Origin of the sequence: Prosthecobacter fluviatilis (assembly GCF_042655725.1) — a bacterium.
Lineage (GTDB): Bacteria > Verrucomicrobiota > Verrucomicrobiia > Verrucomicrobiales > Verrucomicrobiaceae > Prosthecobacter > Prosthecobacter fluviatilis.
Genome location: NZ_JBHSMQ010000002.1, coordinates 132,668 through 153,648 on the forward strand (window position 1 = coordinate 132,668; position 20,981 = coordinate 153,648).

General features: G+C 60.9%; 13 protein-coding genes. 10 read left to right on the top strand and 3 right to left on the bottom strand.

What is annotated here, in order from left to right:
• Positions 1 to 28: 28 nt before the first annotated feature.
• Entirely contained in the window at positions 29 to 952 is a 924-nt protein-coding gene (locus ACFQDI_RS05775) for an FHA domain-containing protein (protein ID WP_377164362.1), read from the bottom strand.
• A 101-nt stretch (positions 953 to 1,053) separates the two neighbouring features.
• On the opposite strand from ACFQDI_RS05775, the gene ACFQDI_RS05780 reads away from it, so the two are divergent.
• Together ACFQDI_RS05780 and ACFQDI_RS05785 are read left to right on the top strand one after the other, a co-directional pair.
• A complete protein-coding gene (locus tag ACFQDI_RS05780; RefSeq protein WP_377164364.1) occupies positions 1,054 to 1,668 on the top strand; it encodes a DNA-3-methyladenine glycosylase family protein in 615 nt (204 codons plus the stop codon).
• Positions 1,669 to 1,728: 60 nt separating this feature from the next.
• The gene (locus ACFQDI_RS05785) at positions 1,729 to 3,216 is read left to right on the top strand and encodes a DEAD/DEAH box helicase (protein WP_377164366.1); all 1,488 of its coding nucleotides are present in this window, start codon (positions 1,729 to 1,731) and stop codon (positions 3,214 to 3,216) included.
• 14 nt (positions 3,217 to 3,230) lie between these two features.
• On the opposite strand, the gene ACFQDI_RS05790 is transcribed toward ACFQDI_RS05785, so the two are convergent.
• Positions 3,231 to 4,487 carry a hypothetical protein gene (locus ACFQDI_RS05790; protein WP_377164368.1) on the bottom strand — a complete coding sequence of 419 codons (1,257 nt, stop codon included), beginning with the start codon at positions 4,485 to 4,487 and terminating at the stop codon, positions 3,231 to 3,233.
• A 202-nt stretch (positions 4,488 to 4,689) separates the two neighbouring features.
• On the opposite strand from ACFQDI_RS05790, the gene ACFQDI_RS05795 reads away from it, so the two are divergent.
• The 5 genes from ACFQDI_RS05795 (at position 4,690) to treY (ending at position 15,509) form a co-directional block, all read left to right on the top strand.
• Entirely contained in the window at positions 4,690 to 5,961 is a 1,272-nt protein-coding gene (locus tag ACFQDI_RS05795; RefSeq protein ID WP_377164370.1) for an MFS transporter, read from the top strand.
• A gap of 99 nt (positions 5,962 to 6,060) precedes the next feature.
• Positions 6,061 to 7,371: a xylose isomerase gene (xylA, locus tag ACFQDI_RS05800; RefSeq protein WP_377164372.1), complete on the top strand. Its 1,311-nt coding sequence runs from the start codon at positions 6,061 to 6,063 to the stop codon at positions 7,369 to 7,371.
• A 199-nt stretch (positions 7,372 to 7,570) separates the two neighbouring features.
• Positions 7,571 to 10,855 carry a maltose alpha-D-glucosyltransferase gene (gene treS / locus ACFQDI_RS05805; RefSeq protein WP_377164374.1) on the top strand — a complete coding sequence of 1,095 codons (3,285 nt, stop codon included), beginning with the start codon at positions 7,571 to 7,573 and terminating at the stop codon, positions 10,853 to 10,855.
• Positions 10,852 to 12,675, top strand: coding sequence for a malto-oligosyltrehalose trehalohydrolase (treZ, locus tag ACFQDI_RS05810; RefSeq protein WP_377164376.1), 1,824 nt, complete (start codon positions 10,852 to 10,854; stop codon positions 12,673 to 12,675). Before treS ends, treZ begins: the two co-directional genes overlap by 4 nt.
• Complete coding sequence (gene treY / locus ACFQDI_RS05815) at positions 12,672 to 15,509, top strand: malto-oligosyltrehalose synthase (RefSeq protein ID WP_377164378.1); 2,838 nt, start codon at positions 12,672 to 12,674, stop codon at positions 15,507 to 15,509. The genes treZ and treY overlap by 4 nt, the downstream gene beginning before the upstream one ends.
• A gap of 3 nt (positions 15,510 to 15,512) precedes the next feature.
• Here treY and ACFQDI_RS05820 read toward each other — a convergent pair whose 3' ends face one another.
• Positions 15,513 to 17,837: a M1 family metallopeptidase gene (locus tag ACFQDI_RS05820; RefSeq protein WP_377164380.1), complete on the bottom strand. Its 2,325-nt coding sequence runs from the start codon at positions 17,835 to 17,837 to the stop codon at positions 15,513 to 15,515.
• 121 nt (positions 17,838 to 17,958) lie between these two features.
• Here ACFQDI_RS05820 and ACFQDI_RS05825 point away from each other — a divergent pair, with 121 nt between their 5' ends.
• The 3 genes from ACFQDI_RS05825 to ACFQDI_RS05835 all read left to right on the top strand — a co-directional run bounded on the left by ACFQDI_RS05825 (position 17,959) and on the right by ACFQDI_RS05835 (position 20,972).
• Positions 17,959 to 18,969 (top strand): sugar phosphate isomerase/epimerase family protein, encoded by a 1,011-nt coding sequence (locus tag ACFQDI_RS05825; protein ID WP_377164382.1) that lies wholly within the window; start codon positions 17,959 to 17,961, stop codon positions 18,967 to 18,969.
• Positions 18,966 to 19,718, top strand: coding sequence for a TSUP family transporter (locus ACFQDI_RS05830; protein ID WP_377164384.1), 753 nt, complete (start codon positions 18,966 to 18,968; stop codon positions 19,716 to 19,718). The genes ACFQDI_RS05825 and ACFQDI_RS05830 overlap by 4 nt, the downstream gene beginning before the upstream one ends.
• 84 nt (positions 19,719 to 19,802) lie before the next feature.
• Complete coding sequence (locus tag ACFQDI_RS05835; RefSeq protein WP_377164386.1) at positions 19,803 to 20,972, top strand: M29 family metallopeptidase; 1,170 nt, start codon at positions 19,803 to 19,805, stop codon at positions 20,970 to 20,972.
• The last annotated feature ends 9 nt before the right edge of the window (positions 20,973 to 20,981 follow it).

Here is a 20,981-nt window from a genome sequence, read left to right on the forward strand (position 1 = left end):
TGCGGGCGAATGATGCAGAAACAGTGCCTCAATCGGCTGTTTTTTTGGAGATGCGATCAATGGCGGCTTCAAAGTTTTTGAGTTCGGCGTGAGCCAGGTCCGCCTGCTGGCGCAGCTCGCTGCGCTGACGCTCTGCCTCGATGATGTCGGCACGGAGTTCGGCGAGCCTGTGCTCAAGTTCGGCCAGCCGTTCGCGTCGTTTATCCTCCTCAGCCTGAGAGGTTTCGATGCTGCGCTGCAGGGCGGCGGTTTGCTCTTGGTGGCGGGTGGTCAGATCCTGGATGGACTTGATCCAGCCGTCATGTGTCATTTCTGCCTCGCGGATCGCCGTCTTGACGCCGGCCAGGTGCTCTTCACCAGAGCGGAGAGATTCCATGTGGGCAAGATGTTCGGCGCGCTCTGCTGCGGACTGCTGCTGCAGGCTGCTCAGTTCTTTCCGAATGGCGTCCACCTCGGATAGCAGGAGCGTTTTTTCTGCCTCCAGAAGGGCTGTGGCCTCCTGATGGTTCGCATGCCCGGGACCGGCGGAGTCCAGCCTGCCTCTTCTTCTGCGGTTGCGAGTGGCGAGCTTGCCGGCTTTGACCGGCAGATCGAGAGTCACGGCCTGCGTTTCGTCTCCTGATGGCCGGGGGGATGGAGTGTGGTGGGAGCCGTGGGTGTGAGGGGCTGCGAGATCGAAGACGGCGGTGAGCGGGCCAAATGCGAGCCTGTCTCCTGGGTGGATGGTGCGGCTGTGGACACGCTCGCCGTTGACAAAAGTGCCGGCGGTGGAGCTGGAATCAAACAGCTGGATGCTGCCGTCCGCATTGCTCACCAGTTCGGCGTGGTGTTTTGAGACACGTTCGTCATCGACGACGACGTCATTGTCCTCCGAGCGTCCGAGAGTCAGATGGTCCGAAATGGGGACGACGATTTCCTGGCAGTCTTCGAGAACAAAGGTGAGTTTTGCCATGGCTTCGCGTGTGACCGATACTGCGAGAGATACGAGTCAAACCCGAATCCGAGTACTGAATCAACCTTGCATTTGTTTCGATGTCGCAATGATGTCCGCTCATGCATTCTGAGGCTGAAGCCGAACTCTCCAAGCGCTGTCCTGTCATGCGAAGGCTGATCAAGGCCCATGGCCCCTGTCAGCTGGCTGCGCAGAAACGGCCGCCCTATGAGGCGCTGGTGAGTGCGGTGGCGCATCAGCAGCTGCATGCGAATGCGGCGGAGGCGATTTTGCGGCGCTTCAGGGCGCTGTTTCCGAAGTCACGGTTTCCCAAGCCGGAGCAGGTGCTGAATGCGAGGGATGAGGAGCTGCGCGGCTGCGGCTTTTCCACGGGCAAGATGCTCGCGATCCGGGACATCGCCGCCAAGACGCTCAGCGGGCAGATCCCCGGGCGGGCGGCGGCGCTGAGGCTCGGCGACGAGGAGCTGATCGAGAGGCTGGTGGCGGTGCGTGGTGTCGGGCGCTGGACGGTGGAGATGCTCTTGATTTTCACGCTGGGCAGGCCGGATGTGTTTCCGAGCGATGACTACGGGGTGAGGAATGGCTGGCGCGTGGTCAAGGGACTGGAGGAAATGCCGAAGCCGAAGGCATTTCGTGAGCTGGCCGAGCGCTGGCAGCCGCATCGTACGCTGGCGGCGTGGTACCTGTGGCGGGCGGCGGATGCGGCCAAGGGCTGAGGCAAGGGGGCGGAAACGGATGATTGCCAATGCCCCCATCGGGGACTAAGAGGGACGTGCATGTCTTTTAGCTCACTCGGTCTCGACTCCCACATCCTTACAGCCATTCAAGAAGCCGGTTACACGGAACCCACTCCCATCCAGGCGGCTGCGATTCCGACGGTCATCCAAGGAGGAGATGTGATCGGCATCGCCCAGACTGGCACAGGCAAGACTGCGGCGTTCACACTGCCGATCCTGACCCGGCTGGCTGCCAACCCGATTCCGCAGGGGCAGCGGCGGCGCACGCGTGTGCTGGTGCTGGCGCCAACCCGGGAACTGGTGGCGCAGATCGAGGAAAACGTGCTGGCGTATGCGAAGCATCTGCCGCTGAAGATTGCCAAGGTGTATGGTGGTGTGGGTGAAAAACCGCAGAAGGACGCGCTGCGTGCGGGGAGTGACATCGTGATCGCCTGCCCGGGACGGCTGCTGGACCTGATGGCGCAGCGCTGTGCGGACTTTTCCCAGCTGGAGCATCTTGTGCTCGATGAAGCGGACCGCATGCTGGACATGGGCTTCCTGCCAGACATCCGCCGGGTGATCAACCAGCTGCCGAAGAAGCGCCAGACGCTGATGTTTTCAGCCACGCTTTCGAAGGAGATCGAGAGCCTGACGCATGAGTTTCAGCATTCGCCGAAGATTGTGCAGATAGGCAAGCGCTCGAACCCGGCAGAGACGGTGACGCAGCTGGTGTATGAAGTGCAGAAGCACCTGAAGCTGAGCCTGCTCATGCACCTGCTGAAAGACGAAAAAATGCAGATGGTGCTGGTCTTCAGCCGCACGAAGCACGGGGCGGACAAGATCGCGAAAAAGCTGGAGCAGAGCGGGGTGCGCTGCGCCACGCTGCATGCCAACCGCTCGCAGAACCAGCGCCTGCGCGCTCTGGATGATTTCAAGACGGGCACGGTGCGCGTGCTGGTGGCCACGGACATCGCGGCGCGTGGCATCGACGTGGACGGCATCTCGCATGTGGTGAACTTTGACTTTCCGCACATCGTGGAGGACTACGTGCACCGCATCGGCCGCACGGGGCGTGCGCAGGCGATCGGCGACGCGATCAGCTTTGTTTCACAGGATGAGGCTGCGGATCTGCGCAAGCTGGAGAAATTCATCAACCGTGGACTCATCCGCAAGCGTGCGGAGGGGTTTGACTACAGTGCCGCAGCGCCTGCGCCTACCGGCGATGAAAGGCTGGAACGGCGTGAGCAGCAGAGGCAGTTTCAACAGCGCCGCCCGCAAGGACAGGGTGGGCAGCAGCGGCATGGGCAGGGTGGCGGTGGCGGACGCTCTGGTGGACAGGGTGGAAGCCGATCCGGTGGCCAGGGCAGCCAGAGCGAATGGCGTCCGAGCGGCCAGGGCGGGCGCGGCAGACCGCAGGGGGGCGGCGAGCGCCGTTCGTCTTCATCCGCAAATGCTTCGCCGCGGGGCCAGCATGGGCAGGCGTCTCAGCATGATGCGCAGGCCCCATCGACTGCGCGGAAGCTGTGGAACAAGCTGACAGGGAAGTAGGCGGTCGAGGGAGATCACCTCGCAAACCAGCTTTTGGCGAGAGGGTTCGTGGCGAAGAATTCGAGCAACTGGTGAGCGACTTTCTCGCGGCCGCTGTTGCTGGGGTGGGTGCCGTCCGGGCCGAAGTCTTCCTTGGTGTATTTGAGGTCGTCGAACTTGCGGCCTTTCTCGCCATCGGCCCAAAGATAGGGCCCCCAGAGGAGGAGAGGGGATTTGGCAAGGGCGAGGGATTCGTCCCCGCCAGACTGCTGCTGGATGAGGTGGCGGACGGCGAAGGCTCCCTCGTAGGCGTAGGGCTCGGGATTGAGGCCGGTGGTGGCGTAGCCTGCATAGATGCGGCTGCCGAGGTAGGCGATGCGGAGATTGGGGAAGCGCTCTTTGAGAAGGTGCAAGACTTTGACGGTGTCTGCCTCCAGCGTGGCGAGGTGCTCGGTTTTGGACCCTGAGGGGCCGGCATTGGCGAGCTTGACCCAGGCCGCCTGCACTTGCTGAGGGCTGATCCCGGCGCGTTGAAGGCGGTTCATGGCCTCAGGCCATGGGCGGCCTTCGGGCTGGGCCCAGGCGGCCATGGTCTGGCCTCCCTGCGCACAATCGACGATCGTAACTTTGTCGGATTTCCGGGAGTCCTGGTCTGCGATGGTTTTGAAGACGGAGAACTCCTGAGTGGCGTTTGACATGCTGATGGAGACGAGCGCGATCCTGCCGCTTTCGGAGGGCTTGCCCTCGGCATCGAGGGGCTTGATCTGGGCGAGTGCTTCTGTGGCGGATTTTTTGAGGGGTTCGGGTGGCTCGTTGCCGCCTTTGCCGTAGAGGCCGCCGTCTTCGCCTTCATACTTGTCCTCGGCGGTCATGTCGGTGAGGGGCGTTAATGAGTCGGGGGCTTGGCGCTGATTGGAGGGGCGGCCGCCGCCTCCGCGATTGCCGCCGCGACTGCGGACCTCCTTGGCGTGGTCGAGGTACTTCTGGTCTTCCGCGCTTAGTTTCTCGCCGTTCTGCTCGCGGCGGTGCAGGGCTTGGGCCCTCTGCCAGTCGATTCCATCCTGCCCTTGCGCGGATGGCTGGCTGCTGCCGCTTTTCTGCATCTGGGCCTGATGGGCCGCCTTGGCGCGTTCCAAAAAGGCGGCTTCTTCTGAGGTGAGCGTGCCGCCACTCTGGCGTTTTTCGAAAAGCTGGCGGGCTTTGTCGAAATCCACTGGGGCGTCTGCGGACTGGCTGCGAAGGGCGGTGACACCGAGCAGGGAGACCAGAGCAAGTAGGAGGGCAGTCTTCATGGTGAAAGTGGAACACCGCCGGGCCTGTTTGGATTCAGGGACGATGAAATTTTGCAAGAGAGGGAAGCGCATCAAAACTGCAGAGGAGGTGCAGATCATGTGAAAAACCTGTCATCGGTTACCCCGTAGTGATGCCGGAGGCAGTCATGTGCTTTTAGGCTTGTCCTGCGCTCCGCCAGCCTTCAGCCTGAGTGTCAAAGCCATGTCCGATCCCAACAGCACCCGCCGCGTCGTTATCGCCAGCTTCATTGGCACCACCATCGAGTGGTATGATTTTTTTCTTTATGGCACGGCGTCGGCGCTGGTGTTTAACAAGCTGTTCTTCCCGAATTTTGACGCGCTGGCCGGGACGATGGCGGCCTTTGCGACGTATGCGGTGGGCTTCTTTGCGCGGCCGGTGGGGGGCATTGTGTTCGGGCATTTTGGAGACAAGCTGGGGCGCAAATCCATGCTGGTGACGACACTGATGCTCATGGGGGTGGCCACGGTGCTGATCGGGCTGCTGCCGACGTATGCGCAGATCGGTGTGTGGGCGCCGGTGCTGCTGGTGCTGCTGCGCTTCATCCAGGGCTTTGGGGTCGGTGGGGAGTGGGGCGGGGCGGTGCTGATGGCGGTGGAGCATGGGGCCACTGGCAGGCGAGGCTATTATGCGAGCTGGGTGCAGGCGGGCGTGCCGGTGGGGCTGCTGCTGGCGAATGCGGTTTTCAAGCTGACCTCCTCGATGGAGCCGCAGGCTTTTCTTGAGTGGGGATGGCGTGTGCCATTTTTGCTGGGGGTGCTGCTGCTGGGGGTGGGCATGTTCATCCGGCTGAAGATCATCGAGAGTCCGGTTTTTACGCAGGCCAAGGCGGAGGATGCTGGACCAAAGGTGCCCATCCTGGCGGTGATCAAAGATCACCCGCGCAATGTGCTGGTGGCCATGGGGGCGCGGTTTGCGGAGAATGCTTTTTTCTACATTTTCACCGTGCTGGTGCTCAGCTATGGCTCGCAGCAGCTGGGGCTGAAGAATGAGGACCTGCTGAATGCGGTGCTCGCAGGCTCGGCCGTGCAGCTGGCCGCCATCCCGATGTTTGGTGCGCTGTCTGACCGCGTCGGCAGAAGGCCGGTGTACCTGGGCGGGGCCTTGTTTCTGCTGCTCTTTGCGTTTCCGTTTTTCTGGATGATCGAGACGCGGCAGATGGGGCTGGTCATTCTGGGGGTGGTCATCGGTCTCACGGGGCATGCGGCGATGTATGGTCCGCAGGCGGCGTTTTTTTCGGAGCTGTTTGGTACGCGGGTGAGGTACAGCGGGGCGTCGCTGGGGTATCAGCTCGCCTCGCCGCTGGCAGGGGGGCTGGCGCCGCTCATCGCCACCGCGCTGCTGGAGCAGTCGGGTGGCAAACCCTGGCCGGTGGCGGTGTATCTGATCGTGATGGCTGTGATCACCCTGGTGTCTGTGTGGCTGGCGGAGGAGACGAACCGGAAGGCGCTTTGAATGGAGGGGGCGTGTCCAATTTGGCCTAAAAACTGTCCGGCGGTGGGCTGACGAACCAGTTGCACAGCGCCCTGTTTCGTCTCCCTTGCCAGTCCTACCATGAACGACGCCTTCCCAGACATCCCTAAAATTCAGTACGAGGGACCCAAGAGCCGGAACCCGCTCTCCTTCAAGCATTACAATCCTGACGAAATCGTCGGCGGCAAAACGATGCGCTCGCAGATGCGTTTTGCGGTCGCCTACTGGCACGCCATGCGCAACTCGCTGTCCGATCCATTTGGCGGCGGCACCGCGCAGCGGCCCTGGGATGACGGCAGCAACTCCGTGGCCAACGCGCAGCGCCGTGTGTGGGCCTGCTTTGAGTTCATGGAAAAGCTGGGAGTGGACTACTACTGCTGGCATGACCGCGATGTGGCTCCTGAGCTCGACACGCTGGCCGAGAGCAACGCCGCCTTTGACGCGGTGGCTGATGAGCTGGAAAAAGCGCAGAAGCAGACGGGCAAGAAGCTGCTCTGGGGCACGGCCTGCCTCTTCTCCCATGCACGCTACTGCCAGGGTGCATCCACGAGCCCGAACGCCGGAGTGTTTGCCTATGCCGCCGCGCAGGTGAAAAAGGCCATGGATGTGACGCATCGACTCGGTGGTGAAGGCTACACCTTCTGGGGCGGCCGCGAAGGCTACGCCACGCTGTGGAACACCGACATGAAGCGTGAGGTGAACCACCTCGCGCGCCTGCTGCACATGGCGGTGGAGTACAAGAAGAAGATCGGTTTCAAAGGCCAGTTCTACATCGAGCCGAAGCCACGTGAGCCTTCGACCCATCAGTATGATTCGGATGCGGCGGCGTGCCTGAACTTCCTGCGCGAGCACAACCTGCTGGAGCACTTCAAGCTGAACCTTGAAACGAACCACGCCACGCTTGCCGGGCACTCCATGCGTCATGAGATGCAGGTGGCCATCGCCGCAAACGCGCTGGGTTCTATCGATGCAAACACCGGTGACACTCTCATCGGTTGGGACACCGACCAGTTCCCGACCAACATCTACCTCACCACCGAGATCATGCTGGAAGTGCTCAAGATGGGAGGTCTCACCACCGGTGGTCTGAACTTCGACGCCAAGTGCCGTCGCGAGTCTTTTGAGCCGGTGGATCTTTTCCACGCCCACATCGGCGGCATGGACGCCTTTGCACGTGGTCTGAAGATCGCGCACGCGATGATCGAAGACGGCCGTATCGACGCCTTCATCAAGCAGCGCTACAGCAGCTACGACAGCGGCATCGGTGCGAAGATCGAGAAGGGCGAAGTCGGCTTCGAAGAACTCGAAGCGCATGTGCTTGCCAACGGCGAGCCGCTCCTCGGCAGTGGTCGCCAGGAGATGATGGAAAACCTGGTGAACGACTACCTGTAAAGCAGCGGAGAGTTCTTTGGTTGGAGTCTTGAGGCGGCCGGAAACGGCCGCCTCATTTTTTTTGCGCTCAGGAGGCTGCTGCCAGCGGTTTAGAGTGTGGCAAATTTTTGGCTTAGCAGGGCATAAGGGACGGGGGCTAGGATGCGCCAGGGCGGGCATGGAGCCTTGCATCTTTCCGCCGAGTGCGGCACCTGTACCCATGAGCGATCCATTGTGGTTTAAAGATGCCATCATTTATCAGCTGCATGTGCGTGCATTCTGCGATGGGGACGGGGATGGAATCGGCGATTTCCGGGGGCTGATCTCAAAGCTGAATTATCTTGAACAACTCGGGGTGACGGCGCTGTGGCTGCTGCCGTTTTACCCTTCGCCACTGCGGGATGACGGCTACGACACGGCTGACTACCGGGCTGTCAATCCTGTCTATGGGACACTGGCGGATTTCCAGGAATTCCTGGATGAGGCGCACCGGCGCAACATGCGTGTGATCACAGAGCTGGTGCTCAACCACACCAGCGACCAGCATGCGTGGTTTCAGCGTGCACGCAGGGCCGGCCGGGGATCGAGGGAGCGTGAGTTCTATGTGTGGAGTGACACGCCGGAGCTTTACCGTGACGCACGAATCATCTTCAAGGACTTTGAGCATTCGAACTGGGCCTGGGACCCGGTGGCGAACGCGTACTACTGGCATCGCTTTTATGCGCACCAGCCGGATCTGAACTGGGACAATCCAGAGGTGGAGAAGGCCATGTTTGAAACCATCGACTTCTGGCTCGAAATGGGGGTGGACGGTCTGCGGCTGGATGCCGTGCCCTACCTGATCGAGCGGGATGGAACGAACTGTGAAAACCTGCCGGAGACGCATGCCATCCTGCGACGGCTGCGGGCGCACATCGACAGCAAGTTTCCCAACCGCATGCTGCTGGCAGAGGCCAACCAGTGGCCCGAGGAGGCTGCGGCCTATTTTGGCAAGGAGGGGGACGAGTGCTCGATGGCCTTTCACTTTCCGGTGATGCCGCGTCTTTTCATGGCGCTGCAGATGGAGGACCGCTTTCCGATCATCGACATTCTGGAACAGACGCCGGCGATCCCTGCGAACTCGCAGTGGGCGATGTTTCTGCGCAACCATGACGAGCTGACGCTGGAGATGGTCACGGATGAAGAGAGGGACTACATGTACCGTGTGTATGCGGCGGACCAGAGGGCGCGGATCAACCTGGGCATACGCCGCCGGCTGGCACCGCTGCTGCGCAACAGCCGGCGGAAGATCGAGCTGCTCAATGTGCTGCTGCTTTCACTGACGGGTACGCCCATCATCTACTACGGCGATGAGATCGGGATGGGGGACAACATCTACCTGGGGGACCGCAACGGGGTGCGCACGCCGATGCAGTGGAGCATGGACCGGAACGCGGGCTTTTCGAGGGCGAACGCGCAGCAGCTCTATTTCCCGGTGATCATTGATTCGGAATACCACTATGAGGCGGTGAACGTGGAGACGCAGGAGCGCAATCCATCCTCCCTGCTGTGGTGGACGCGCCGCACGGTGGCCATGCGCCAGAGATACAGGGCTTTTGGCCGTGGCAGCATGGTGTTCCTGCCGTCAAGCAATCCGCGAGTGCTTGCATTTGTGAAGGAGTTTGAGGAGGAGAAGATCCTGGTCGTGGCGAATTTGTCGCGCTTTGCCCAGACCGTGGAGCTGGACCTGGCGCAGTGGCAGGGGCTGAGGCCGATGGAGGTGTTCAGCCACAACCGTTTTCCTGTGATTGCCGCGACGCCCTATTTCATGACGATGGGGCCGCATGACTATCTCTGGCTGACGCTGGAGCCGAACGCCGAGCCGCAGCGCATCGGTGTGGCGTTCACGCCGCCGCAGGTGGGACAGCCCCCCACATGGACGAGTGTGATGGCAGCACTCCACAGCCATGCCTTCACCGAGCATGCGCTGCCGGAGTGCCTGCAGCACTGCCGCTGGTTTGGCGGCAAGGCACATGCCCTGCGCAGTGTGCAGGTGACAGAGATGGTCCCCCTGGGACAGGCCACGACGGGCGGTGATGCGGGAAGGCTGGCCTTTCTCCAGGTGAACTACTTTGAGGTGCCGCCTGAACTCTACCTGCTGCCGCTGCAACTGGCCGCCGCTGGCGAGGCCTCCGAAGCTGTGGTGGCGCGCTTTGCCTCAGAGGAGGGGGAAGGGGTGTTGTTTGATGCCCTGGACGACGAGAGTTTTCGTGCAGGATTGCTGGAGATCATTCTGGGGGAGAAGCGGCTGAAGGGGGGCGCAGGCGAACTGGCCGGCATTTGCGGCAGAGCGCTCAAGGAGCAGGCTGCGGACCTGGTGCTGCCGCTGCCATCGCGTGCGCTGCGGGCTGAGCAAAGCAACTCTGCGATCATCTATGACGGGCGTTACTTCCTGAAAATCTACCGCAAGCCGGAGGCCGGCCAGAATCCTGATGCCGAACTGCTGAGATTTCTCAGCGAGCGGCAAGGCTTTGCGAATGTACCCGGGTACTGCGGAGCGATCGAGTACCGGGTGCAGGGCGCGGAACCACGTGTGCTGGCGCTGCTGGTGGCGAATGTGCCAAACGAGGGCGACGCTTGGGAACACACTCTGGGGGCGCTGGGCCGCTACTACGAGCGCGTGCTGACGCATGAGCGCGTGCTGGCACAGCCACCGGGGAGCTGCGAGGTCGTGATGCCGGAGCTGATCGACGAAATTGTAGGCGGGGTGTATCCTGAACGCGTCCGGCAGCTGGGAGAGCGCACGGCGCAGATGCATCTGGCGCTGGCGGCAGACGCGGAGGATCCCAGCTTTGCGCCCGAGGAGTTCACCGGGCTCTACCAGCGGTCGCTTTACCAATCCATGCGCTCAGGCACCAGGCGCATGAGCCATCTGCTGCGTCACCAGCTGGCGGCTCTTCCAGATGTCTGCCGCGAGGAGGCGGAGGCGCTGCTGCGGCGGGAGGATGAAATCCTGGGCCGGCAGGCGCGCATTCTGGAGCACAAGATCAGCGCCGCGCGCATCCGCCATCATGGCGACTACCACCTGGGCCAGGTGCTGAACACGGGGCGGGATTTTTGCATCATCGACTTTGAGGGAGAGCCTGCGCGCCCGCTGAGCGAGCGCCGCATCAAGCGCTCGCCGCTGCGTGATGTCGCAGGCATGCTGCGTTCGTTTCATTATGCGGCGCACACTGCACTGGCGCAGCAGCATGGACTGCGTGCCGGGGAGACGGAGACGCTGGAAAAGTGGGCGGAAATCTGGGTCAGGCGTGTCAGTGACAACTTTCTGGAAGCCTACCTCGGTGCCGCGAAGGGAGCCGCCTTTCTGCCTGAGTCCGAGAAAACGCTGAAAATGCTGATCGATGCATATCTGCTGGAGAAGGCGGTCTACGAAATCTGCTACGAGCTCAACAACCGGCCTCAGTGGATTTACATTCCGGTCCGTGGCATTACGAGCATCTTAAACGGAGGCACCGAGGCATGAGCGGTGGCCTGTCCAGGCTGCGTCCGCAGGGCGCCGATCTGACCACCGGAGGCGTGCGCTACCGCATCTGGGCGCCGGAACGGCGGCAGGTGGAGGTGAGAATACTGCCTGGAGGCGGGGGCAAGGTGCGGACGATGATGCTGACAAAAGATGCAGAAGGCTACCACGCCGCAACGGATGCGGCCGGCATGGCAGGAGACAGATACCAGTACATGGTGGACGGTGACGGGCCGTTTCCAGACCCGGCCTCAAGGTTTCAGCCAGAGGGAGTGCACGGAGTTTCTGAGGTGACCGACCCGCATGCGTACGCATGGGGGGATGCGGGCTGGAGGCGTCCGCAGCTGAGAGATCTCGTCATCTATGAGCTGCACATCGGCACTTTCACGCCTGAGGGTTCTTTTGCCGCTGCGATCAAGAAGCTGCCTTATCTGTGCGAGCTGGGGATCAAGGCGCTGCAGATCATGCCTGTGGCGGATTTTCCCGGCACCCGAAACTGGGGCTATGACGGTGTGAGCCTCTTTGCGCCCGCGCGCTGCTATGGCAGGCCGGATGAGCTGAAGGCGCTGGTGGACGCCGCCCATGCGCTGGGGCTCGCAGTGGTGCTGGATGTGGTGTACAACCACCTTGGGGCGGACGGGAACTACCTCGGGGTGTACAGCCGCTTTTACTTCAATGACGATGTGCACACCCCCTGGGGAGCCGCGCTGAATTTCGACGGCCAGCGGCACGCGGTGGTGCGCGAGTACTTCCTTTCCAATGCGGAGTACTGGCTTGATGAGTTCCATTTCGACGGACTGAGGCTGGATGCGACGCATGCGATTCTTGACAAGTCATCGCCGCACCTGCTCGCGGAGATCGCACAGGCTGCGCATGCGCGTGGCGCGTTTGTGATTGCCGAAGACGAGCGCAATCTGGCGGCGGTGATCACGCCGGAGGGGCTTGGAATGGACGCGGTGTATGCCGACGATTTCTGCCACTCCATCCAGGTGGCTTTGGGGGACAGATCCTACCAAGATGATTTCACAGGAACCGCTGAGGAGATGGCGGACGAACTGCAGCAAGGCTGGCACTACCGAGGCCAGCTGAGCAGGCACCAGGGAAAGCCCCGTGGCAGCGAGGCGGGGCACCTGCCCCCGGAAAAATTTCTCCTCTGCATCAGCAATCACGACCAGGCGGGCAACCGTGCCTTTGGCGAGCGTCTGCATCAGCTGACAACGCCGGAAGCTTATCGTGCTGCGAGCGCCCTGCTGCTGCTGGTCCCGGCCACGCCGATGCTGTTCATGGGGCAGGAATGGGGGGCGAAGGCACCCTTCCTGTATTTCACCAACCATCATGACGAGCTCGGCCACCTCGTCACCGAGGGGAGACGTAGGGAGTTTGCACGATTTCCCGAGTTTCGTGATCCTGAAACGGCGCTGACGATCCCCGATCCTCAGAGCTTTGAGACTTTCACGCGTTCAAAGCTGGACTGGGATGAACGGCTGCGGTCTCCGCATCGCGAGCTGCTGGTCTTGTATCGTGAGTGCCTGCGACTGCGTGCGGGGGAGCCTGCGCTGAGGCCGGCAGGGCGGGAAGGCTGGGAGGTGACGAATGCCGGAGCGGTGATGCTGAGGTATTGCGGCCGAGACTGTGAATGGCTTGTCATGGCGCACCTCTCAAGTGCAGCAGCGGCGGTCGAGCTGCCAGAGGGGCGGTGGCGAATCCTTCTTTCAACCAACGAACCGCGCTTTGGCGGCTGCGAGAGCGTGAGCTTTGATCCTGCGGACGGCCGTGTGGAGCTGACCCGTCCTGAGCTGATCGTGATGCAAAAAATAAAATGATTCCTGACCGCCTACCCATTCCCTCCGCGACCTACCGCCTGCAGTTTAACAAGCACTTCACTTTCCGGCAGGCGCGGGATCTTGTGCCGTATTTGCGAGAGCTCGGCATCAGCCACGTGTATGCTTCGCCTTTTTTCCGAGCGGGTCCCGGGAGCCTGCATGGCTACGACATCGGGGACCACAATGAGCTGAATCCTGAGATCGGCACACGGGCTGAGTATGAGGAGTTTGTGGCGGAGCTGCATGCGCATGGGCTGGGGCAGATTGTCGATTTTGTGCCCAATCACATGGGGATCGGCTCGCCGGTGAATACGTGGTGGACGGACGTGCTGGAGAACGGCCCAAGCTCTGTGTTTGCCCCGCATTTTGACATCGACTGGCGGCCGCTGAAAAGCGACCTCAACAACCGCGTGCTGCTCCCGATTTTGGGAGACCAGTACGGGCGTGTGCTGGAGCGGGGCGAGTTCAAGCTGGAATTCGAGTCGGGGGCTTTTTTTCTGCGTTACTTTGAGACGCGGCTGCCGATCGCTCCGCGCACGTATGCGCTGATCCTTGTGCCAGCGCTGCTCAAACTGGCGGAGATGGGGGTGACTGAGGATTTTCAGGCGGAGTTTCAAAGCGTCATCACCGCGCTGGAGCACCTGCCGCCGCGCACCGAGACAGACCCGGAAAAAATCGCCGAACGTCTGCGTGAAAAGGAGATCATCAAAAGGCGGCTGCTGCGGCGGTGTGATGAATGCCCGCAGCTGGTCGAGGCCATCAACACCACGCTGCGTGAGATCGAAGGCAGGCCAGGGGATGCGCGCAGCTTTGATGCGTTTGACGAACTGCTCACTGCGCAGGCCTACCGGCTGAGCTTCTGGCGCGTGGCGGCTGAGGAGATCAACTACCGGCGCTTTTTCGACATCAACGAACTCGCCGCCATCCGTGTGGAGTTGCCGGAGGTTTTCGAAGCGACTCACCGTCTGCTGCTTGAGCTGATCGCCAGCGGTTCTCTGGATGGCGTGCGCATTGATCACGTGGACGGTCTGTGGAATCCCGCCGAATATCTGGCGCTGCTGCAGTCGCGTGCGTCCGGGCTGCTGCCTGGAAGGGATAAAAAGCTGCCGATGTACCTTGTGGTGGAAAAAATTCTGCTGGGCGATGAGCGCCTGCGCCCTGACTGGCCCGTGCATGGTACCACGGGGTATGAGTTTGCCAACCAGGTGATCCGGCTGCTGACAGATCCGGCTGCTGAAAAAGCGCTGACGGAGAGCTATGCCAAATTCACTGGAAGCCAGGCGAGCTTCACGGAGACCGCCTATCACAGGAAGCAGCTTGTGATGCGGCTCGCGCTTGCGAGCGAGATCAATGTGCTGGCTTTCATGCTGGACCGGCTGTCGGAGAAAAACCGCTGGTACCGAGACTTCACACTGAATGCGCTGACCACGGCTGTGCGGGAAGTCATCGCCTGTTTTCCTGTTTACCGCACCTATGTCACGCCAGATCAGGAGCCAAGCGCTGAGGATGCTCTTGCGGTGAGGCGTGCGGTGAGGCTGGCTGAGCGGCGCAATCCCGGCATCGAGCGTTCGATGTTTGATTTTCTTGGTGAGATTCTGCTGAAGAAATTTCCGGAGAACATCGATGAGCAGACCCGTGCCGAGCACATGCACTTTGTGATGAAGTTTCAGCAGTGCACGGGCCCGATCATGGCCAAGGGGGTGGAGGACACCAGCTTCTACATTTACAACAGGCTCGTCGCGCTCAATGAGGTCGGAGGGGAGCCGCACCATTTTGCGGTGTCCCAGGAGAAGTTTTTCAGCGAGTGCGCCGCACGTCTGCGCGAGCACCCGCACTGCATGCTGGCCACCTCCACGCATGACACCAAGCGCAGCGAAGATGTGCGGACGCGCATCGCCGCGCTTTCAGAGCTGGCCACGGAGTGGCGCAAGGCGCTGCGTCGGTGGCAGACGATCAACCGCCGGCACAAGCGCGAGATCGAGGGAGAGATGGCACCGGATGCGAACGAGGAATATCTCATTTACCAGACACTGCTGGGCACCTGGCCGCTGGGGCCCATGGACAGGGCGGCGAGGGCCGACTACCTCGGCCGCATCCAGCAGTACCTGATCAAAGCCATCAAAGAGGCCAAGGTCAACAGCAGCTGGGTGCAGCCGAACGAAGAGTGGGAGAACGCCGTGCGTGAGTTTGTGGCGAAGCTGCTCCGAGCCGGGGCCAACCGCTTTCTGGACAACTTCAAACTGCTGGCAGAGCGGGTGGCTCAGCTGGGGATGGTCAACTCCCTCGCGCAGACTGTGCTCAAGGCGACTGTGCCCGGCATGCCTGACACCTACCAGGGCACCGAGCTGTGGGACTTCAGCCTGGTGGATCCGGACAACCGACGGCTGGTCGATTATCAAGCACGGCGTGCTGCGCTCTCTTCTCTGGCAGAGGCTGCGCCTGCGGTGCTGCTGAAAGAGTGGCGAGATGGCCGTGTCAAACTGCACGTCACACAGCGGCTTTTGAATTTCCGGCGCAATCACGCCGCTCTCTTCATGCAGGGGAGTTTCAGCTCCCTGAACACCACCGGTGTCTTCAGGGATTCCTGCGTGGCGTTTATGCGCCGGGCTGAAGCCGTGGCGCTGGTCGTGATCGTCCCGCGACTGACCGCCCGCATCGGCTTCCCACCGGTGGGAGAGCTCTGGGGGGACACGGCATTGGAATGGCCGGAGGAGTTTGTTGGCAGGGAGGTGTGCGAGCTTTTCACCGGGGCAAGATTTGTCATCAGTGAAACAGCGCATGCTGTGGCCTCGCTGCTGCGTGAGCTGCCGGTGGCGGTTTACGTGCTGGACTGACGTTTATTTCTTTTCGTCTTCCTTCTCCGGCTTGGTCAGTTCGCGCATGGGGTTCACGGGCTTGTCGTCCTTGTAGAGCTGAAACTTGCTCTTCACAGGGCGGCGCGGCCAGTGGTTGTTTTCGATGTCGGTGTCCACGAGTTCCTGGCGGGGGTCGAAGGTGACAGATTTCAGCTCCTTTTTGGTGAAGAGGAGCTTGGCGGCTTTTTCAGTGTTGAAGCGCCAGATTTCAGCGGGGAGGCTGAGCTCCTCGCTGCTGCCATCGGTGTACTCCACTTTCAAGATGACCGGCGTGACGAGGCCGCCGACGTTGCTGAACTCGATGAGGTAGAAGTTGTGCTTGGTCTGCAGCAATGCGGGATCGATCTTTTCCTCCTTGAGCTCCTTGATGAGAGACTCGAATTTTTTCTTCTCGCTCGGCAGCACGGTGGCCTTGTCGTAGCTGTCGTAGAAGTCTTTGAGCTCAGGATAGCGGTCAATGCGCTTGGAGAGCGAGTAGTTGCGCTCGCGTGTGAGGGTTTTGGGCAGCTCATCCTCCTCCTTTTTCTTTTTTGGTTTTTCGATGGCGGGATCGCGTGAGTCGAGCTGGAGCCATTTCACTTCATCGATGGAGACATCCACGTGGTCGGTGCTGTAAAACCAGCCGCGCCAGAACCAGTCCAGGTCCACACCGCTGGCCTCCTCCATGGTGCGGAAGAAATCGGAAGGGGTGGGGCGCTTGAACATCCAGCGTTTGGCGTAGGTCTTGAAGGCGTGATCAAAAGCCTCGCGGCCGAGGATGTGCTCCCGCAGGATGTTGAGGGCCACGGTGGGCTGGCCGTAGGCATTGGGGCCGAGATCGGCGATGGATTCCGAATTCGTCATCACGGGCACGCGGTCCTTGAGGCGCATGTAGTCCACCATGCCGCGCTCGTTGCGGCGGTGCTTCCAGTCGTTTTCCCATTCCTCCTCCGTGAGGAACTCGACAAAAGAGTTCAGGCCTTCGTCCATCCAGGTCCACTGCCGCTCGTCGCTGTTCACGATCATGGGGAAGTAGTTGTGCCCGACCTCATGGATGACCACGCCGATGAGAGCATACTTGGTTTTTTCGGGATAGGTGCCGTCTTTTTCGGGGCGTGGGCCGTTGAAGCAGATCATGGGGTACTCCATGCCGCCGATGGGGCCGTTGACCGACCACGCGACTGGATAGGGGTACTCGAAGGTGTAGCGTGAATAGACCTGGATGGTGTGTGCGATGGCGTGCGTGGAATATTTGTCCCACAATGGCATGCCTTCCTTGGGGTAGAGGGACATCGCCATCACCGGCTTGCCTTTGACGCTGGCGCCTTCCACGGCCATGGCATCCCAGATGAATTTGCGTGAGGAGGCGAAGGCAAAATCGCGGACGTTGTCGGCCTGAAAGATCCAGGTCTTTTTTCCCTTGGGCTTGCTCTTTTCGGCGGCTTTGGCCTCGTCTGGCGTGACGATGAAGACGGGTTTGCGCTTTTCTTTTTCAGCCTGCAGGAGGCGGTCGCGCTGCGTCTTGGTCAGGACGGCCTCCGGATTCTGCAAGGTTCCGGTGGCGGCCACGATGTGGTCGTCCGGTGTGGTCAGGCTGACTTTGTAGTTGCCGAATTCGAGCGTGAACTCGCCGGTGCCGAGGAACTGCTTGTTGATCCAGCCTGCATAGTCGGTGTAGGCGGCCATGCGCGGGAACCACTGGGCGATGGTGTAGATGGTGTTGCCGTCCTCTTTGAAGAACTCGTAGCCGGTGCGCGCATTGATGCGTTCGCAGTCGTTGATGGGGTAGCTCCAGGCGATCTTGAAGACAAAGTCGGCTCCGGCGGCCAGCGGTTCGTTCAAGTCGATGCGCAGCATGGTTTTCACCACGGCATGCGGCAGCGCGCCGCCTTTGGCATCGGTGAGTTTGCTTATCTTCATTTCGCCGTCGTAGTCTTCATAGGCCAGCAGGCGGTCCAGTGCGGAGTAGGTGATCTTGGACGGGTCAATGCCGCGCTTGATATTTGGCACGGCGCGGGAGTCTGCGGAGTGAGACAGGAAATTTTGATCCAGCTGCACCCAGAGGTAAGTCAGCGGGTCCGGTGAGAGATTGTGGTAGGTGACAGTCGCCTCTCCTTTGATGGTGCGTTTCACATCGTCGAGCTCGACGTTGATGTCATAGTCGGCGCGGTTTTGCCAGTAGGCGGTGCCGGGTGCGCCAGAGGCATTGCGCTGCGGGGACGGTGTGGGGATGGAGGGGTCGAGCTGCTGAAACTTGCCGACTGGTGCGCCGGACTCGGCGGCGGAAAGGGTGAGTGCGGCGAAAAAGACAGGAAGGAGCAGTTTCATGAGAAGGGCGATTCTCCAAATCCAGGAGTCAAAGGCAAGCGCATCCTGCTCGTCTGATCTTGCGAGACGCGGTGAGTTTCTTCCTCTTGCCTTCGTTTGCTGGTTCTGATTGCATCAAACCATGAATCCACCTGCCGACATTCTTTCCCGCCGTGACGCCCTGAAAGCCACCATCGCCTCGGTGGGGCTGGGGGCGCTTGCCTTTGAGCCGGTGCGTGCAGCACCTGCGGCTGCGCCTGATGCGCGGCGGGGAGCGGTGAAGAAATACAACATGCTGAAGTCGATCAACCTTTGGGCCTTTCCGTATCCTGAGCGCATGACGCTGCGGGAGTGCATGCAACTGGCGAAGGATGCGGGATTCGACGGCATCGAGCTGAACTACGATCTCGACAATGATCTCTCTCCGAAGCACGGCACGGCGGACTACGTCAAAATTCGCAAGATGGCGGATGAGATCGGCATCCGGATCAGTGGGCTGTGCTCATTTCTTTTCTGGCCCTATCCGCTGACGAGCAATGACCCCGCCAAACGCGCGCAGGGGATGGAGCTGGCGGGAAAGATCGCGCAATGCGCGCACGACCTCGGTGTGGAAAACGTGCTCGTGGTGCCAGGCGCGGTGCACATCCCGTGGCGCACGGACCATGAGCCGGTGGCGAATGACGTGTGCGACCAGCGCGCCCGCGAAGCCGTGGGGCAGCTGGCGAAGCAGGCGGAGAAGCTGAAGGTTTGCCTGAACATTGAGAACATCTTTTTCAACGGCTACCTCATGACACCGATGGAGATGAACGCCTTTGTGGACAGCTTTGGCAGCGAGCATGTGCGCGTGCATTTTGACACCGGAAACATCAGCATGTTCCAGTTTCCCGAGCACTGGGCCAAGGTGCTGGGCAAGCGCACGAAGAACGTGCACCTGAAGGAGTTTACCAAGAAGGGCACCGACTTCAGCCTGGAGACCTTCCGCCCGCTTCTCGATGGCACCACCAACTGGCCTGCGGTGACGGATGCGCTGGCTGACACCGGCTATGAGGGCTTTCTCACCTTCGAATACTTCCATCCGTATGCCCATTATCCGGAGGCGCTGATCTACCAGACCTCGGATTCGCTGGACCGCATCCTGGGCCGCAAGTCATGAGCGGGGAGACGATCTGTCTTCTATTTGCCGCCGGGCTGAGCGGTGGATTCATCGATGCGATTGCGGGCGGTGGCGGGCTGATCTCGCTGCCTGCGTTGCTGTGGGCCGGGCTGCCGCCGCAGATGGCGCTGGGGACGAATAAGATGCAGGCTGTTTGGGGCACCCTGATGGCGGTGCGGAAGTATGCCAAGGCGGGTCTGGTGTCGTGGCCGCAGGTGCGGCTGACGGCGCTGATCACTTTTGTTTCCGCCATGGCCGGTGCGTGGGTGGTGACGCTGATCAGCAACGCTGTGCTGAAAATGATCGTGCCATGGATGCTGCTCGGCATTGCGTTGTATGTGCTGCTCAGCCCCGGGCTGGGAAAAACAGCTGCGCACGCACGATTAAAAATCGGTGCTTTTGCCTGCCTGGCGGGAGGCGTGCTGGGATTTTATGACGGTTTCTTTGGCCCCGGCACGGGAGCCTTCTGGGCGCTGGCCTGCATCTCACTGCTGGGCCTGGAACTGACACGTGCCACGGCCTTCACCAAGGTCGTGAATCTCACAAGCAACATGGCCTCGCTGGTCATCTTCGTTTTCTACGCGCGGGTTCATTATGAAATCGCGGCTGTGATGATTGCAGGACAGCTCATCGGCGGGCGGCTGGGGGCTGGAATGGCCATCCGGCATGGTGCGCCGTTCATACGGGTCATCTTCATCGCGGTGGTATTTGCGATGGTGGCCAAATTGTTATGGGACCAGATCTCATGAAGCCGGTGAGCAGTTCTGTGAATCCGCCTGAAAATGCAGGGCGTATTTGCCTGACACTCTCCCATGACTATGATCGCTGCTCCCATGACCACCGTCCAAACCACTGCCCAAGGGCGTCAGTTCCCCAAGTTTGATCTCGCGCGCCTGCTTGGTACCGTTTTCAAACCCACCTTTGGCCGCAAGATCTGCATCCTCATCGACCTGCCGGATCTCGCCGAAGCCAAAGATTACGCGTTCCTGAAAAATCCTGCGCGCCCCATTCAGAAGCGTGCGCATGACCACTTCTACCAGGGGCTGAAAAACGGCGTGGCCGAAGAACTGGCGCTGCAGGGCGGCGAGATGTTTGCCTACCAGCAGACGACCGGAAGCAACCTGGACCTGCCTGACCTTTGCGTAGACATGAGCGGCAAGGAGCTGAGCTTGGAGAAAGACATCTATCCCAGCTACGACATCATCCTCTGCATCTCAACCTTCTCTGCCACGGCTCCGCTGACAGCCTTTGCCAAGCAGTATGGCTTCCGCGGCGCGACTCTGCACGGGGTGAATGATGTCATCCTCAACTCCGGTCTTGCCGTCGATTATGAAGTCGTGAGCAAGGATGCCGAAAAGCTGCGCAAAGCGATGACGCGTGCGGACGCGGTGGAAATTGATTTCACGGTGGAAAACGGCCCCGACATGACGGTGCGCCTTGAGCTTGCTCAGCAGGAGGCACAGAAGAGCCACGGACTCTGCCAGGGAGATGCGCCGGACATTGCCAACCTGCCTGCTGGCGAGGTGTACTTTGTGCCGACGGGCGCCGAGGGTACTTTCCCGCTGAAGTACGAAGATGGCACACTGGGCAAGCTCACGGTCACCAAGGGCTGCATCATCAAGGCCGAGCTCATTGCCGGCAATCAGAGCACCATCGACGAGCACAACGCCAAGCTGGCGGATGATCCCATGACCGGTGTGCTTGGCGAGCTGGGTTTTGGCACGCAAGTGCTGCCGGTTTCCGGTGCCGACATTCAGGATGAAAAGGTGCTCGGCACCTGCCATCTGGCCACAGGGCGCGACGATCATCTGGGCGGACACATCACCCCCGCGCAGTTCAAGCGGCACCAGAATGCGACGCATGACGACATCCTCTTCGCGCCGCACAAGACGCCGAACTTTGACATCAAGCAGACGCGCATGTTCCGCGATGGCAAGGTCACCGTGCTGAACGAGCATTTCCAGCCTTCGAAATATCTGCTGGAAGCTCTGGCCGCCGAATAAGCCATCCTG